The 14,759-nt window shown below is 60.3% G+C and carries 15 protein-coding genes and 3 tRNA genes; 6 read left to right on the forward strand and 12 right to left on the reverse strand.

Annotated elements, in window-relative coordinates:
• Positions 1–45: 45 nt before the first annotated feature.
• The 7 genes from G7048_RS01765 to G7048_RS01795 all read right to left on the reverse strand — a co-directional run bounded on the left by G7048_RS01765 (position 46) and on the right by G7048_RS01795 (position 8,414).
• The gene (locus G7048_RS01765) at positions 46–2,148 is read right to left on the reverse strand and encodes a 3-hydroxyacyl-CoA dehydrogenase NAD-binding domain-containing protein (RefSeq protein WP_166066518.1); all 2,103 of its coding nucleotides are present in this window, start codon (positions 2,146–2,148) and stop codon (positions 46–48) included.
• Between the two features lie 269 nt (positions 2,149–2,417).
• On the reverse strand, positions 2,418–2,969 hold the full coding sequence (locus G7048_RS01770) for a peroxiredoxin (RefSeq protein WP_166066519.1): 552 nt from the start codon (positions 2,967–2,969) through the stop codon (positions 2,418–2,420).
• A gap of 68 nt (positions 2,970–3,037) precedes the next feature.
• Entirely contained in the window at positions 3,038–3,745 is a 708-nt protein-coding gene (locus G7048_RS01775) for an ABC transporter ATP-binding protein (RefSeq protein WP_166066520.1), read from the reverse strand.
• Between the two features lies 1 nt (position 3,746).
• Positions 3,747–4,526, reverse strand: a complete 780-nt coding sequence (locus tag G7048_RS01780) for an ABC transporter ATP-binding protein (RefSeq protein WP_166066521.1) — start codon at positions 4,524–4,526, stop codon at positions 3,747–3,749.
• Positions 4,523–5,755: a branched-chain amino acid ABC transporter permease gene (locus G7048_RS01785; RefSeq protein WP_166066522.1), complete on the reverse strand. Its 1,233-nt coding sequence runs from the start codon at positions 5,753–5,755 to the stop codon at positions 4,523–4,525. Before G7048_RS01785 ends, G7048_RS01780 begins: the two co-directional genes overlap by 4 nt.
• Complete coding sequence (locus G7048_RS01790) at positions 5,752–6,684, reverse strand: branched-chain amino acid ABC transporter permease (RefSeq protein WP_166066523.1); 933 nt, start codon at positions 6,682–6,684, stop codon at positions 5,752–5,754. The genes G7048_RS01785 and G7048_RS01790 overlap by 4 nt, the downstream gene beginning before the upstream one ends.
• Positions 6,685–6,776: 92 nt before the next feature.
• Positions 6,777–8,414 carry a 3-(methylthio)propionyl-CoA ligase gene (locus tag G7048_RS01795; RefSeq protein ID WP_166066524.1) on the reverse strand — a complete coding sequence of 546 codons (1,638 nt, stop codon included), beginning with the start codon at positions 8,412–8,414 and terminating at the stop codon, positions 6,777–6,779.
• Between the two features lie 202 nt (positions 8,415–8,616).
• Between G7048_RS01795 and G7048_RS01800 the strand changes: the two genes are divergently transcribed.
• The 5 genes from G7048_RS01800 to G7048_RS01820 all read left to right on the forward strand — a co-directional run bounded on the left by G7048_RS01800 (position 8,617) and on the right by G7048_RS01820 (position 12,232).
• Complete coding sequence (locus G7048_RS01800) at positions 8,617–10,113, forward strand: YdiU family protein (RefSeq protein WP_166066525.1); 1,497 nt, start codon at positions 8,617–8,619, stop codon at positions 10,111–10,113.
• Positions 10,110–10,520, forward strand: a complete 411-nt coding sequence (msrB, locus tag G7048_RS01805; protein WP_166066526.1) for a peptide-methionine (R)-S-oxide reductase MsrB — start codon at positions 10,110–10,112, stop codon at positions 10,518–10,520. Before G7048_RS01800 ends, msrB begins: the two co-directional genes overlap by 4 nt.
• Before the next feature lie 21 nt (positions 10,521–10,541).
• On the forward strand, positions 10,542–11,120 hold the full coding sequence (locus G7048_RS01810) for a septation protein A (RefSeq protein WP_166066527.1): 579 nt from the start codon (positions 10,542–10,544) through the stop codon (positions 11,118–11,120).
• Entirely contained in the window at positions 11,117–11,380 is a 264-nt protein-coding gene (locus tag G7048_RS01815; protein WP_166066528.1) for a BolA family transcriptional regulator, read from the forward strand. The genes G7048_RS01810 and G7048_RS01815 overlap by 4 nt, the downstream gene beginning before the upstream one ends.
• A 66-nt stretch (positions 11,381–11,446) precedes the next feature.
• Entirely contained in the window at positions 11,447–12,232 is a 786-nt protein-coding gene (locus G7048_RS01820) for a peptidylprolyl isomerase (protein WP_166066529.1), read from the forward strand.
• A gap of 117 nt (positions 12,233–12,349) precedes the next feature.
• On the opposite strand, the gene G7048_RS01825 is transcribed toward G7048_RS01820, so the two are convergent.
• Positions 12,350–13,117: a DUF1624 domain-containing protein gene (locus tag G7048_RS01825; RefSeq protein ID WP_240933270.1), complete on the reverse strand. Its 768-nt coding sequence runs from the start codon at positions 13,115–13,117 to the stop codon at positions 12,350–12,352.
• Positions 13,118–13,266: 149 nt separating this feature from the next.
• On the opposite strand from G7048_RS01825, the gene G7048_RS01830 reads away from it, so the two are divergent.
• Positions 13,267–13,488 carry a hypothetical protein gene (locus G7048_RS01830; RefSeq protein ID WP_166066531.1) on the forward strand — a complete coding sequence of 74 codons (222 nt, stop codon included), beginning with the start codon at positions 13,267–13,269 and terminating at the stop codon, positions 13,486–13,488.
• A 173-nt stretch (positions 13,489–13,661) separates the two neighbouring features.
• Here G7048_RS01830 and G7048_RS01835 read toward each other — a convergent pair.
• The 4 genes from G7048_RS01835 to infA form a co-directional block, all read right to left on the reverse strand.
• Positions 13,662–13,738 (reverse strand) — tRNA-Pro (locus G7048_RS01835).
• A 149-nt stretch (positions 13,739–13,887) separates the two neighbouring features.
• Positions 13,888–13,964 (reverse strand) — tRNA-Met (locus G7048_RS01840).
• Between the two features lie 67 nt (positions 13,965–14,031).
• Positions 14,032–14,108: transfer RNA gene (locus G7048_RS01845), tRNA-Pro, on the reverse strand.
• Positions 14,109–14,250: 142 nt separating this feature from the next.
• The gene (gene infA / locus G7048_RS01850) at positions 14,251–14,523 is read right to left on the reverse strand and encodes a translation initiation factor IF-1 (protein ID WP_166066532.1); all 273 of its coding nucleotides are present in this window, start codon (positions 14,521–14,523) and stop codon (positions 14,251–14,253) included.
• Between the last annotated feature and the right edge of the window lie 236 nt (positions 14,524–14,759).

Genomic DNA, 14,759 nt, shown 5'->3' on the forward strand with positions numbered 1-14,759 from the left:
TTCCTTGTGTTCAGAGTGCGAAGTCGAGAAGCGTTGCTGCTCCGCTCATTCAAAAGTCTTGCCTTGTGCGGCCAGATCGACGATCAGCTTGGACGGTGCCCATGCCTTGGCATCGTCGTGCGGATTGCGCGCAAAGCGCTTCATCGCCTGAACCACGTTGAACAGACCCACCTCGCCCGCATAGTGCATGGGGCCACCGCGCCAGATCGGGAAACCGTAGCCGGTGAGGTACACCATGTCGATGTCGCCGGACTTGGATGCAATGCCCTCTTCCAGAATCTTCGCGCCTTCGTTGACCAGCGAGAACACCAGTCGCTGCACGATCTCGTCGTCCGAGATCTTGCGCGGCGTGATGCCTTGCTGCTTGCGGTAGTCCTCGATCATCTTGCCGACGACTTCGCTTGGCTTCGCATCGCGCTTGCCCGCTTCGTAGTCGTACCAGCCCGCGCTGGTCTTCTGACCGAAGCGGCCCATCTCGCACAGCAGATCAGCGGTCTTGCTGTACTTGATGTCCGGCTGCTCGATGTAGCGGCGCTTGCGGATCGCCCAACCGATGTCGTTGCCCGCCATGTCGATCATGCGGAACGGACCCATCGGGAAGCCGAACTTCTCGATCGCCTTGTCCACCTGCTGCGGCGTTGCGCCTTCGTCCAGCAGGAATCCGGCCTGCTGGCTGTAGCGCTCGATCATGCGGTTGCCGATGAAACCGTCGCACACGCCGGAGACCACCGCCGTCTTCTTGATCTTCTTGGCCAGCGCCATCACCGTGGCCAGCACGTCCTTGGCGGTCTTCTCACCGCGCACCACTTCCAGCAGCTTCATCACGTTGGCCGGGCTGAAGAAATGCATGCCCACCACGTCCTGCGGACGCTTGGTGAACGAAGCGATCTTGTTCACGTCCAGCGTCGATGTGTTGGACGCCAGAATCGCGCCCTGCTTGGCCACGCTGTCGAGCTTGCTGAACACCTGCTCCTTCACGCCCATGTCCTCGAACACGGCTTCGATGATCAGATCGCAGTCGTTCAGATCGTCATACGACAGCGAAGTCGACAGCAGCGCCATGCGCGCGTCGTACTTGTCTTGCTTGAGCTTGCCCTTCTTGATCTGCGCTTCGTAATTCTTGCGAATGATGCCGATGCCGCGATCCAGCGCGTCCTGCTTCATCTCCAGAATCGTCACGGGAATGCCCGCGTTCAGGAAGTTCATGCTGATGCCGCCACCCATGGTGCCCGCGCCGATCACGCCCACCTTTTTGATGTCGCGCTTGGGGGTGTCCGATGGCACATCGGGAATCTTCGAAGCAGCACGCTCCGCGAAGAACAGGTGACGCAGCGAACGTGACTCGGGCGTGAACATCAGGTTCAAAAACAGCTCGCGCTCGGTCGTCAGACCATCCTCGAAATTGCGCGACTTGGCAGCGGCCTCCACCGCATCCACGCACTTCACGGGCGCAGGGAAATTCTTCGCCATGCCCTTGACCATGTTGCGTGCGAACTGGAAATACGCCTCGCCCTGCGGATGCTTGCACGGCAGATTGCGCACCAGCGGCAGCGGACGCACATCGGCCACCTTGCGGGCAAAAGCCAATGCTTCCTCGGCCAGCGTTTCCACCGACTTCGAGAGCTGGTCGAACAGCTTCTGGCCAGGAATCATCGCCAGCATCTCGCTGGGCACGGCTTCGCCCGTGGCGATCATGTTCAGCGCAGACTCCACACCAATCACGCGCGGCAGACGCTGCGTGCCACCTGCACCGGGCAGCAGGCCCAGCTTCACCTCGGGCAGCGCAACGGTACAACCGGGCGCAGCCACGCGATAGTGGCAACCCAGCGCCAGCTCCAAGCCGCCGCCCATGCACACGGTGTGGATCGCCGCGACCACCGGCTTGCTGAAGTTCTCCAGCGTGCGAATCACGGAATGCAGATTGGGGTCTTGCAACGACGTGGGCTTGCCGAACTCCTTGATGTCCGCACCACCGGAAAACGCCTTCCCGGCGCCCGTGATGACGACCGCCTTCACCGCCGCATCGTCCTCCGCCTTGGCCAGCGCATCGACGATGCCTTGCCGCGTTGCCAGGCCAAGGCCGTTGACTGGCGGGTTGTTCAGGGTGATCACAGCCACGTCGCCGTGGACTTGGTACTCAGCCGTCATGCTGTTGCTCCTCGGGTTTTGAATAGCGACTAAAGGGTAAAAACGAACGATCGTCCGAATTTTTCGGCGAGTCTAATGGGATAACAAAATGGTCTTTGTCTCAGTTGAGACAAAGACCATTGTTCGATCAAACCGTGGCTGCATCCACTCCACAGCGCAACCCCGCGCCAACATGCAGGGAATTCCTCTGGCACGCTCGCACACACGGGTTTTCACCTACGCACTCGGACTTACGCATTCAAACTTACGCGCTTTCACGCAATGCATCGCTACTTGGCTTGGGGGCCGCCAAGCGCCTTCACCGCCGCCAGCGTCTTCTCCACATGCGCCGTAGGATCGCTGCCTTCGTGGGCAAAGACGACCTTGCCGTCGGTGCCGATCACGTAGGAAATCCGATCCGCCATGCTCGGGCGGGCAGCGTGCGTGGCGTCGTAAGCGCGAATGGTTTTGGCGTCCGGGTCGGACACCACGGCGAACTGGTCGCGGCAGGCTTCGGTCGAAAATTTCTTCAGCGTCTCGATGTCGTCGTGCGAGATGCCGACCACCGTGGCCCCCATCTTGTTGAACTGCGGCGTGGCTTCGGCAAAGGCATGGGCTTCGAGCGTGCAGCCCTGCGTGAAAGCCTTGGGGAAGAAGTACAGCACGACAGGGCCCTTCTTGAGCGCGGCGCTGATGTCGAAGGTGAAGGCTTTCCCGGCTTGTGCGCCCTGCGTGCTGAAGGCTGGTGCGGCATCGCCGGGTTTGAGAGCGGCTTGGGCCATGGAGCCCATGCCAAGTGATGCGGCGATGAGCATCATGGCGAGAGTTTTCGATCGACGCATATGAATCTCCTGGCACCGAATGGGCGTGGCCGCGCGGGCACATGCGCGACCAGAAAAACAGCAGCCTATCAGACTTCCAGCCAGTCCTTGCGAATGCCTTCGCGCTCGTCTCGCAACTGCTGCGGCGTGCCTTCAAAGACGATCTGCCCATGGCCCATCACCAGCACGCGGTCGGAGATGTTCATCGCGATGGTGAGCTTCTGCTCGATGAGCAGCACGCCGATGCCGCGCTGCTTCAACGCAAGCAGAAACTGCGCAAGCTGTTCGACGATCATGGGTGCGAGGCCTTCGGTGGGCTCGTCGATGATGATCAGTTCTGGGTCGCCCATGAGCGTGCGGCACAGCGTGAGCATCTGCTGCTCGCCACCGGACAGCAGACCCGCCTCGACATCGCGACGAGCGCGCAGTTGCGGAAACATGGCGTACATGTCGTTGAAGCTCCAACGCACGCTCTTTCCCGAACGCTTTCTATTCTTCTCGCCGAGCAGAAGGTTCTGGTGCACGGTGAGACCTGGAAAAACATCGCGGCTTTCAGGCACGTAGCCAATGCCCGATTGCGCGATCTGGAAGGTCTTCCATCCTTGCAGATCGTGGCCATTCCAGAGCATCTGCCCCTGCCATTGCACCAGCCCCATGATGGCCTTGGCGACCGTGGATCGGCCCGAGCCATTGCGGCCCAGCAGCGCGACGATTTCGCCTGCGCGCACGTGGAGATGCACGCCATGCAGCACATGGCTTTTGTCGTAGAAGGCGTGCAGGTTCGATATTTGCAGCATGTCAGTGCGCCTCCGCATCCGGTTCCTGTTCCAGCGTGCCGAGATAGGCTTGCTGCACCTGCGGATTGGCGCGCACGTTGGCGGGCGTGTCGAACGCGATCAACTCGCCTTGCACCAGCACCGCAATGCGATCGGCCAGATTGAAGACCACGCTCATATCGTGCTCGACGGTCAGCAGCGTGCGGCCTTCGGTGACCTCGCGAATGAGGTCGGTGAAGTGCGCGGTCTCGCTGCGGCTCATGCCTGCGGTGGGTTCGTCGAGCAGAATCACGCGCGCACCGCCTGCGATGGTGATGCCGATTTCCAGCGCGCGTTGTTCGGCATAAGCCAGTTGCGAGGCCAGCTCGTTGCGCTTGCGCTCAAGCCCCAGTGTGACCAGCAGTTCCTCCGCGCGCGCATTGGCATCGCGCAGATTGCCGAGCAAACGCCAGAACGCATAACGGTAGCCAAGGCTCCAGAGCACGGCGCAGCGCAGGTTTTCCAACACGCTCAGGTTCGTGAACAGATTGCTGATCTGAAAACTGCGCGCCAAGCCCAATCGGTTGACCTCGAACGCACGCTTGCCGTGAATGGGTTGACCGTCGAGCAGGATTTCACCGGACGTTGGTGCAATGCTTGCACTGATCAGATTGAACAGCGTGGACTTGCCCGCACCATTCGGCCCGATGATGGCCACGCGTTCGCCTTGCGCAATCGACATGCTGACGTCGCGGATGATTTCGGTCTTGCCGAAACGCTTGTGCAGATGGCGGAGTTCGAGCGCTGCGGTCGTGTCGGTCATTTGCTCCGCTCCAACTCGGTCAGCGCGTACTTGACCGTGGCTGCGCACACAAGCATGACCACGGCGGCGACCGTCCAATGCACGGCGTTGTGCACGTTCAGCGTGAAGTTCAAAAAGTGCAGCGTCGGCTCGAAATCGCCTTCGAGCTGCAGGTGGTAAGTCATCTCGATCAACGCGGCAGCGCCCAGAAATTCAGGCACTGCGGCCATGCACAGCAGAAGACAGTGGCCCATATTTCGCCGCACGCGCCCACTGCGAAACGCGTGCACGACCGACACGCAGATGCCCATCAACCCACCCGGCGCAAAGATCACCATCAGCACGAACGCCAGCCCCAGATACAGCAGCCAGGCCTTGGTGAAATGCGACAGCAGCACGGTCGAGCAGACCATCAACACCGCGCCAAGCACCGGCCCCAAAAAGAAGGCCGCGCCGCCGATGAAAACAAACAGCAGATAGGCTCCCGAGCGCACCATGCCGAGGCTGTCCGCACCCGTGACGATCTCCAGATGGATGGCCATGAGCGCACCACCCACACCGGCAAAAAACCCCGAAACGATGAACGCGAGATGACGAACACGCTGCGGGTCGTAGCCGATGAATTCGGCACGCACCGGGTTGTCGCGCACGGCGTTGAGCATGCGGCCCAGCGGCGTTCTGGTGAACAGAAACATGGCCACAGTGCAAACGAGGCAGTACACGGCAATCAGCCCATAGACCTGCAGCGCCGGGCCAAACGTGAGTCCAAAAAACGGCATACCGTAGACACGATTGATGCTGATGCCGCCCTCCCCGCCAAACACGCCGGGAAACATGAGTGCAATGGCCGCCACCAGTTCACCAATGCCGAGCGTGATCATCGCAAACGTGGTGCCTGCCTTGCGCGTGGAAACAAAGCCCAACAAGGCCGCCATCAGCATGGATGCCAAGCCGCCCACCAACGGAATGAGCACCAGCGGAATCGCCAATCCGCCGCGCGATGCCAGTTGGATGGCGTGCACTGCCGCGAACGCCCCGAGACCCGAATAGACCGCGTGACCAAAACTCAGCATGCCGCCCTGTCCGAACAGGATATTGAACGACAGGCAGATGATGATGGCGCAACCGATCTGCGAAAGCACGCTGATCGCCAGGCTACTGGTAAAGATCAGCGGTGCCACGATCAGCACCAGCGTGAACAGCCCGAATGCCCACAGCACTGCATGCCTTGAAGAGTTCGCGCCCATCATTCGCCACGCCTCCCCATCAGTCCGCGCGGGCGCACGATCAGCATCAGCACCAACAACAGAAACGGCAGTATCGGCGCGATCTGCGAGATGCTGAGTTGCAGCAGCGACGAAGCGCTGTCGGTGATGCCAAGCAACTGCGCGAGCGACACGTCGAGCCCAACCGCAAAGGTCTGCACGACGCCGATCAGCAGCGACGCGATGAATGCACCGGCAAGCGACCCCAAGCCGCCAACCACCACGACCACGAAGATGATGGAGCCCAGCGACGCCGCCATGCCGGGCTCGGTCACATAGGTGTTGCCGCCGATGACGCCCGCCAGCCCCGCCAGCGCACAGCCCGCGCCGAACACCAGCATGAACACGCGCGGCACGTTGTGGCCCAGTGCTTCGACCATCTGCGGATGCGTGAGCGCGGCCTGAACCACGAGGCCCATGCGCGTGCGTTTGAGCATCAACCACACGGCCACCAGCATCAGCACCGCCACCAGCATGATGAAAGCGCGCGACTTGGGAAACTGCATACCGTAAAGGCTGAACAGCGGGCCTTGCAGGGACTGAGGCAATCCATAGGGAACGACCGAACGGCCCCATATGAGCTGCACGATTTCCAGCACCAGATACGACAGGCCAAAGGTCACCAGCAACTCGGCCACATGCCCGAATGCATGCACGCGCCGCAGCACGAACCGCTCGAACGTGGCACCCAGCAAGCCCACGACGCAAGGCGCGGCCACCAGCGCCGGCCAGAAACCCATCGTGTCCGACAGCGAGTAGCCCAGATACGCGCCCAGCATGTAGAAGCTCGCGTGCGCGAAGTTCAGCATCCCCATCATGCTGAAGATGAGCGTGAGGCCCGAGCTCAGCATGAACAGCAGCAGGCCGTAGCTGATGCCGTTCAAAAGCGAGATGGCGAGAAACTCGAAACTCATCGGATGGTGGGTGGATGCAAAACCGGGACTCTAAATGAATACGGCGCATGTTCCGCAAAGAACATGCGCCGGTTCAATATTGCGCTACCGAATCAGAGACTTGGCAGCTTGTAATCCTTCAAGTCTTCGCGCAGCTTGGTCTTGAGCATCTTGCCCGTGGCGCCGAGCGGAATGGCCTCGACGAACACCACATCATCGGGAATCTGCCACTTGGCGGTCTTGCCTTCGTAGAACTTGAGCAGCTCTTCGCGCGTCAGTTCCTTGCCTGGCTTGAGCGACACCGCCACGATCGGGCGCTCGTCCCACTTGGGGTGCGGCATGCCGATGCAGGCGGCCATCGCGACGGAGGGGTGCGCCATGGCGATGTTCTCGATGTCGATGGAGCTGATCCATTCACCGCCGGACTTGATCACGTCCTTGGTGCGGTCAGTGATGTGCATGAAGCCATCGGGATCGATGGTCGCCACGTCGCCCGTGGGGAACCAGCCGCGGCCATGCTCGTCGTTGACCAGCGGGTTGCTGCCCTTGTAGTAGCTCTGCAGCACCCAGTGGCCGCGCGCCATCAGGTCGCCGTAGCTCTTGCCGTCCCAAGGTTGCTCCTTGCCTTCGGCGTTGACGATCTTGAGATCGACGCCGCAGAACGCGCGGCCCTGCTTTTGCAGCAGCTTCATCTGCTCTTCGCGCGGCAGGTTCAGGTGCTTGTTCTTGAGCGTGGAGAGCGAACCCAGCGGGCTCATTTCGGTCATGCCCCAGGCGTGGAGCACGGTCACGCCGTATTCGTCCTGGAAGGCGTCGATCATCGCCGGTGGGCAGGCCGAACCGCCGATGACCGTGCGCTTCAAGCTGTGGAATTGGAGCTTGTTGTTCGTCACATGGTTGAGCAGCATCTGCCAGACCGTGGGCACGCCCGCAGCCATGGTCACGCCTTCGGCCTCGATCAGTTCGTAGACCGACTTGCCATCGAGCGCCGGACCGGGGAACACCACCTTGGCACCCGTGAGCGCCGCCATGTAGGGCGTGCCCCAGGCGTTCACATGGAACATGGGCACGACGGGCAGCACGGCGTCGCGTGCGGAGATGCCCATCACGTCCGGCAGCGCGGCGGCAAAGGCGTGCAGCACGGTCGAGCGGTGGCTGTAGAGCGCGCCCTTGGGGTTGCCCGTGGTGCCGCTGGTGTAGCACAGGCTCGATGCGGAGTTTTCGTCGAAATCGGGCCAGTCATAGGTGTCGGACTGCGCGCCGATCCATGCTTCGTAGCTCACCAGATTGGGGATGCCGGTGTCTGCGGGCAGCTTGTCCGCGTCGCACAGGGCGATCCACTTCTTCACTGTCGGGCAATGCGCGTGCACGGCCTGAATGATGGGCAGAAAGGTCATGTCGAAGCACAGCAACTGGTCTTCGGCATGATTGACGATCCAGGCGATCTGCTCGGGATGCAGACGCGGGTTGACGGTGTGCAGCACGCGCTGGGAGCCGCTCACGCCGTAGTACAGCTCCATGTGGCGGTAGCCGTTCCAGGCCAGCGATGCGACGCGGTCACTGGGAGCAAGACCTTCGGCGTCGAGCGCCTTGGCGATCTTGCGGGCGCGGCTGGCCAGATCACGGTAGGTATAGCGGTGGATGTCCCCTTCCACGCGACGCGAGACGATCTCCGCATCGCCGTGGTGCCGCTCGGCAAACTGGATCAGGGATGAAATCAACAACGGTTGGCTCTGCATTAGGCCCAGCATGCTTGTGGCTCCTTCATCTTCACAATGGTTGTGATGGTTTGATTGCTTGATATCGTAGCGATGATTCCAGTTTGCACTTACGTTGGACTGTCACTTTGGTGCAAATTTGGATGCTGCATTGCAGCAATCCTGCGCGCCACCCAGGTCACGACGGTATGGCCCCAGAGGCGACGGGACATGTTTTCGGGCGGACAATGGATCCATGACTTCAGCTCCAGATGCCGCAAGCACTTCGACTCCCGAATCCCCGTTTCACACTGCGGATTTCGCCGACTTGGGCCCGCAGTTCTTCACCGCGCTGCAGCCCACGCCGCTGCCCGAGCCACATTGGATAGCCCGCAATCCGGCGGTGGCCCAACTGGCGGGCATCGATCCCCAATGGCTGGAAACCGACGAGGCGCTGCAGGTATTGACCGGCAACATCGTGCTGCCGGGAACGCAGCCGATCGCCACGGTCTACAGCGGCCATCAGTTCGGCGTCTGGGCCGGACAGCTGGGTGATGGCCGCGCCATTCTGCTCGGCGAGACAGACAAGGGCAAGGAAATCCAGCTCAAAGGCGCAGGCCGCACGCCCTACTCCCGCATGGGCGATGGCCGCGCTGTGCTGCGCTCGTCGATCCGCGAATATCTGTGCAGCGAGGCCATGCACGGTCTGGGCATTCCCACTACCCGGGCGATGGCGCTGATCGGCTCGCCCGCGCCGGTCTACCGCGAACAGCCCGAAACCGCCGCCGTGGTCACGCGCGTGTCGCCCAGCTTCATCCGCTTCGGGCACTTCGAGCATTTCTCGACGCGCCGTGACACGCATTCGCTGCGCCAGTTGGCCGATCATGTGATCGACCAGTTCTACCCCGCATGCCGCACCGGTGGAGCCTTCGAGAACAACGCCTACGCCAATCTGCTGCAGGCTGTGAGCGAACGCACGGCCGTGATGCTCGCCCAATGGCAGGCCGTCGGCTTCTGCCACGGCGTGATGAACACCGACAACATGAGCATTCTGGGCCTGACCATCGACTACGGCCCGTTCCAGTTTCTCGATGCCTACGTGCCGGATCACGTCTGCAACCACAGCGACAGCCAGGGTCGCTACGCCTTCGACCAGCAGCCCAGCGTCGCCTATTGGAATCTGCTGTACCTCGCGCAGGCCCTGCTGCCGCTGGTGGGCGAGGTCGACACCGCGCGTGCGGCCGTCGCGAGCTACCCGGAAGTGTTTGCTCACGAGTTCAAACTGCGCATGGCCGCCAAGCTGGGCCTGCCAGCCAAGAGCATCCAAGCCCCCGAGTTCGTGGAACTGCTGCAGTCACTGCTTGACCTGATGGCGCAGGACGCGGTGGACTACAGCATCTTCTGGCGTCGCCTGTCGCTGGTGGTGAATGGCAAGGCCGACAATGAAACCCTGCGCGACATCGTCCTGCAGCGCGAAGTGCTCGACGGCTGGCTGGTGCGCTACCGTGAACTATTGGCCGCCCACGAGGATCCCAAGGCACAGGCCGCGATGCTCACGACCAACCCACGTTTCGTGCTGCGCAACCACGTGGGCGAAATCGCGATACGCGCGGCGACGCAAGGGGATTTCTCTGTAGTGAATACACTTCAGGACATCCTGACAACGCCTTTCGATGAACACCCGGGGCAGGACAGCTTTGCGGATTTCCCGCCGGACTGGGCCTCCCACATTTCCATCAGTTGCTCTTCATGACCTACCGAATCGAAAAAACGGACGCCGAATGGCAGCAGACCCTGCGTGACAAGGGTGCCGAGCCACGCGCCTTCGACGTCACGCGCCACGCGGCCACCGAACGCCCGTTCACCGGCAAATACGAAGCCTTCTGGGACGACGGCAGCTACCACTGCATCTGCTGCGGCGCCAAGCTGTTCGACTCGTTCACCAAGTTCGACGCCGGCTGCGGCTGGCCGAGCTTTTCCGAAGCCGTGCCGGGCTCCATCAAGGAAATCGTCGATCACAGCCACGGCATGGTCCGCACCGAGACGGTATGCGCCCAATGCGGTGCCCACCTCGGCCATGTGTTCCCCGATGGCCCGGCCCCCACCGGTCTGCGCTACTGCATGAATTCCGCTTCTCTGGACTTCGAGTCCGACAAGTAAAACAACAAGAACAACGCCTCCATGAAACTGCTGCTCGATTTCTTCCCCATCATCCTGTTCTTTGTCGCGTACAAGGTCTGGGGAATCTACGTGGCCACGGGCGTGGCGATCGCCGCCACCGTGCTGCAACTGGCCTACATGCGCATCAAGACCGGCAAGACCGAGCCCATGCAATGGGTGAGCCTCGCCATCATCGTGGTGTTCGGCGGCGCAACGCTGCTCGCCCACAACGAGAACTTCATCAAGTGGAAGCCCACCGTGCTCTACTGGGTGATGGGCACAGTGCTGCTGATCGGCCAGCTCGTGTTCAACAAGAACTTCATCCGCACGCTGATGGGCACGCAGATCCAGCTGCCCGATCCCGTCTGGAAGAACCTCAACTGGGGCTGGACCGGCTTCTTCGCGGTGATGGGCGCGCTCAACCTGTGGGTGGCCTTCAACTTCGACACCGACACCTGGGTCAACTTCAAACTCTTCGGTGGCATGGGTCTGATGATCGTCTTCGTGATCGCACAGGCCATCTACCTGAGCCGCCATGTCAAGGAAGAAGAACCCGCTGCAACACAGGCCAGCGCTCCTGCAGAGGATGCCAAGCCATGATCGAAGTTACCGCAGGCAACATGCAGGAACTTCTGCAACGCACGCTGAATCCCACGCAGCTTGAAGTGATCGACGAAAGCGGACAGCATGCGGGTCATGTTGGTGCCAACGGCACCGGTTTCGGAACCCACTTTCGCGTACGCATTGCGTCACCATTGTTTGAAGGCAAGTCTCGCGTAGCCAAGCACAGGCTTGTGTATGATTCGCTGCAGACTTTCATCGACAACGGCGCACACGCCATTGCGATTGAAATTCTCTGATTTGGTTGGTGTTTGCCAACCGCAGAACCCAATTTCTGCAAATACCCTCCTTTTTTTGGATTTCCAATGAAGAAAAAGCTCATGTCCGGCCTCGTGGCCGCCGCGTTGCTGGGCACCGTAGTTTTGCCCGCTTCGGCTCAGAATCTCGCCATCGTGAACGGCAAGCCGGTTCCTTCCGCGCGCGCCGACGCACTGAAGCAGCAAGTGGAACGCTCGGGTCGCCCGATCACTCCTGAAGTCGAAGGCCAGATCAAGGAAGAAGTGATCGCCCGCGAAATCTTCATGCAGGAAGCCAAGAAGCGCGGCCTGGAAGGCTCTGCTGAATACAAAAATCAGCTCGAACTGGCTCGCCAGACCATCCTGATCCGCAGCCTGTTCGAAGAGTACCAAAAGAAGAACCCCGTCACCGACGCGGAAATTCAGGCTGAGTACGACAAGTTCGTGGCCGCCAACTCCGGCAAGGAATACAAGGCCAGCCACATCCTGGTCGAATCCGAAGACCAGGCCAAGAGCATCATCGCCCAAGTCAACAAGGGCGCGAAGTTCGAAGAAATCGCCAAGAAAGAGTCCAAGGACCCCGGATCCGGCGCCAAGGGTGGCGACCTCGACTGGGCCAACCCCAGCAACTACGTGGCCGAGTTCACCGAAGCTCTGGTGAAGCTCAAGAAGGGCGAAATGACTGCAGTGCCGGTCAAGAGCCAATTCGGCTGGCACATCATCCGTCTGGACGACACCCGCGACGCGCAACTGCCCAAGCTGGACGAAGTCAAGCCACAGATCGCTCAGCAACTGCAACAGCAGAAGCTGGCCAAGTTCCAGGAAGACCTGCGCACCAAGGCCAAGGTTCAGTAATTTCTCTGAACCGGATTCGCTGGTCCTAGCGGTCGGCGAATCACCACAAACAGCCCCACTCAGCTTGAGCGCGGGCTGTTTTGCTTTGTGCCGCCTTGCTTTCGAGCGCTCACGTCTTCACTTCATCACCCAGATCAGCGCCGACAGAACCCCCAGCAAGATGGGCTGATGCAGCAGGTAGTAGCTCAGACTCCAGCGCCCCATGAGCGACAGCCATCCCGCACTCTTGGGCACTTTCACGCTCAGCCAGTCACTGCGCCTGCGCTGCAGCCATTGCCCGGCGGCCATGCCCCACCACATCACACCCAGCCACGGAAACACCGGTACATAGTCCTCGGTGATCGGCTTTTGCGTGATCCAGCCCAGCCAGTTCAAAGCGCGGCCATTCATCAGCCCCGCCCAGTTCTCGCCCGCGCCACTCAGCCACATTTGCGCAGCCCACGGCGACAGAATCGCCACCAGCCCCGCAAGCCACAACCAGTTGCCCCAGCCGGACGTCAACCGGACGATCACCAGCATCACGGCAATTCCGTGCAGCACGCCGAAGTGGATATAGCTCTGCGGAAACATGAGATAGGAGCCGATGCTGACCAGCACCGCAGCTCCCGCGATCTGCAGCCAACGCCTGAAAAAGCGCGCCCAAGTCTGACCCTGCGCCCAGGCAATCGACTGCCCCAACCCCGCACAGAACAGAAACAGGCTCACGATCATCACGCGCTGCTGGGTCCAGAACGGGTCGACCAGAAAGTTCTGCCGCCACAGCCCCAAGTGGGACAGATCGAAGCAGAAATGAAAGATCGTCATCCAGACCATGGCCACGCCACGCAGCGCGTCCACGACGTCGTAACGGGGGGATCGGAACGGCCTCGCCTCGGTGGGATTCATCTCGCCATTATCGGCAACGGGCCAGCACAGGTGGAAAGGATTGGATGTCAATTCATGCATTCCTCACACATTGATATCAATCAAATCGCAAACTTGCCAAAAAGTTGTCGATAGAATGCTTCCATCAAACATCACATTCCTGGATTCAGATGCCAGTAGAACTGTTGGTCAGCATCGAGGAGCGAGGGCTGCCCGCCACGATTTCCGACTCCGTGTCCATCGACAAGTTGCGCGTGCTGCGCGCAGCCCGCTTGGTCGAGGCCGACATCCCCTCCCCGGACGAAGAAGGCGGAGCCGCCGTGGTGCACCAGATCACCTTCGAGGGCCGCTCCCTGCTGGAGCGATTGCGGGCCGAAAAAGAGATTGCCTGAAACGCGCTTCGGCGCGTTTTTCTTTTGCTGCGAAGAAAGCCCGGTACAGCACAGCAGACAGCGCCTTTCATACTGCATGCCGACACCGATCAATGCCGTGCATCTGAATCGGAAAATGCAGCCGCACAATGACAAAAGCCCTTGGGTCATTACAACCCAAGGGCTTGAATCAATGGTCGGAGCGGCGGGATTCGAACTCGCGACCCTCTGCTCCCAAAGCAGATGCGCTACCAGGCTGCGCTACGCTCCGACAAGACTTGTATTCTAACCAATAATTGGAGTGTTTTTGGAGAAACTGGATTTTTTCGCAGCAATGAATCCAAATTCTTTCCAACCGACGGCTCTATCTGAGCCTAAAAGACAAAAGCCCTGACTGCAGAAGCAATCAGGGCTTTGACTTGGTTGCGCGAGAAGGATTTGAACCTCCGACCTTTGGGTTATGAGCCCAACGAGCTACCAGACTGCTCCATCGCGCGGTAATTTGTTTGCACTGGGTTTTGAGACAAAAGCCCTTGAGTCGTACGACTCAAGGGCTTGAATCAATGGTCGGAGCGGCGGGATTCGAACTCGCGACCCTCTGCTCCCAAAGCAGATGCGCTACCAGGCTGCGCTACGCTCCGACAAGACTTGTATTCTAACCAGCTATTTCAGCACTTTTTGGCAAGTTGGAAAAATTTTTTACATCAGGCTGTTTTTCAGTCATCAAAACAGCCTTGGATGGATCGACTCACTCGCCAGCAGGCCGACCATGCACCCCACCGATCAGCGCTTGCCGCCACCGGACGATTGTCCGGGTCCTGGGCCTGGGCCGCGACCTGCCAGATGACGGAAGGTGATGCGACCCTTGGTCAGGTCGTAGGGAGACATTTCAAGCGATACCTTGTCACCCGCCAGAATGCGGATGTGGTGCTTGCGCATCTTGCCGCCGGTATAGGCGATCAGTTGGTGTCCGTTTTCCAGAGTCACGCGGAAACGGGAGTCGGGCAAGACTTCCGTGACGCTTCCTTGCATCTCAATGAGTTCTTCTTTGGCCATGTTAGATCTCAAAAATTCAGAATATGTGGCAATAGCCCACACCTTCGGCAGCTACCGGATTTCGCCGCCGCCTTGGCTTGCCTGAAGTTTGAGGCGCGGAACAACGTGGGCTTTTAAAATCACCACTTGGCGACGCCATCTCGATCCATCTGTGAGATGCCGGCCTTTGGGCAAGGCCGCTGATGAAAAGGCAATCGCTGAAGGGTTAGCCCGCTATTGTAACTCGACCGGCGTTC

It is taken from the genome of Diaphorobacter sp. HDW4B, from assembly GCF_011305535.1.
GTDB lineage: Bacteria > Pseudomonadota > Gammaproteobacteria > Burkholderiales > Burkholderiaceae_C > Diaphorobacter_A.

Coding starts and splice junctions, on each gene's coding strand:
- G7048_RS01765 (WP_166066518.1), bottom strand. CDS start 2,148: ATGACGGCTGAGTACCAAGTCCACGGCGACGTGGCTGTGATCACCCTG.
- G7048_RS01770 (WP_166066519.1), bottom strand. CDS start 2,969: ATGCGTCGATCGAAAACTCTCGCCATGATGCTCATCGCCGCATCACTT.
- G7048_RS01775 (WP_166066520.1), bottom strand. CDS start 3,745: ATGCTGCAAATATCGAACCTGCACGCCTTCTACGACAAAAGCCATGTG.
- G7048_RS01780 (WP_166066521.1), bottom strand. CDS start 4,526: ATGACCGACACGACCGCAGCGCTCGAACTCCGCCATCTGCACAAGCGT.
- G7048_RS01785 (WP_166066522.1), bottom strand. CDS start 5,755: ATGATGGGCGCGAACTCTTCAAGGCATGCAGTGCTGTGGGCATTCGGG.
- G7048_RS01790 (WP_166066523.1), bottom strand. CDS start 6,684: ATGAGTTTCGAGTTTCTCGCCATCTCGCTTTTGAACGGCATCAGCTAC.
- G7048_RS01795 (WP_166066524.1), bottom strand. CDS start 8,414: ATGCTGGGCCTAATGCAGAGCCAACCGTTGTTGATTTCATCCCTGATC.
- G7048_RS01800 (WP_166066525.1), top strand. CDS start 8,617: ATGACTTCAGCTCCAGATGCCGCAAGCACTTCGACTCCCGAATCCCCG.
- msrB (WP_166066526.1), top strand. CDS start 10,110: ATGACCTACCGAATCGAAAAAACGGACGCCGAATGGCAGCAGACCCTG.
- G7048_RS01810 (WP_166066527.1), top strand. CDS start 10,542: ATGAAACTGCTGCTCGATTTCTTCCCCATCATCCTGTTCTTTGTCGCG.
- G7048_RS01815 (WP_166066528.1), top strand. CDS start 11,117: ATGATCGAAGTTACCGCAGGCAACATGCAGGAACTTCTGCAACGCACG.
- G7048_RS01820 (WP_166066529.1), top strand. CDS start 11,447: ATGAAGAAAAAGCTCATGTCCGGCCTCGTGGCCGCCGCGTTGCTGGGC.
- G7048_RS01825 (WP_240933270.1), bottom strand. CDS start 13,117: ATGAATCCCACCGAGGCGAGGCCGTTCCGATCCCCCCGTTACGACGTC.
- G7048_RS01830 (WP_166066531.1), top strand. CDS start 13,267: ATGCCAGTAGAACTGTTGGTCAGCATCGAGGAGCGAGGGCTGCCCGCC.
- infA (WP_166066532.1), bottom strand. CDS start 14,523: ATGGCCAAAGAAGAACTCATTGAGATGCAAGGAAGCGTCACGGAAGTC.